Raw genomic sequence first — 233 nt, forward strand, 5'->3', positions numbered from 1 at the left:
TCTGGAGCGGGCCTTGAGCGAGGAGCCGCGTCCGGGCGCAGAGCGCAAGCTGACCGGAAAGGAGGAGGCCCTGCTGGTGGCGACGGCATGCGCCAAGCCGCCCGCTGGCCGCAAACGCTGGACGCTGACGCTGCTGGCCGACACGATGGTCAAGCTCACCGATCACGACAGCCTGTCGGGCGAGACCGTGCGTCGCCGGCTGGCCGAGAACGACCTCAAGCCATGGCGCAGGG

At 70.4% G+C, this 233-nt stretch carries 1 protein-coding gene; it reads left to right on the top strand.

The window, feature by feature from the left end; all coding sequences use genetic code 11:
* Window positions 1-233: helix-turn-helix domain-containing protein (locus ACZIRK_RS45770; protein ID WP_474419920.1), on the top strand; the 233-nt coding region annotated here is incomplete at both ends.

The organism is Bradyrhizobium sp. Leo114 (assembly GCF_055229415.2).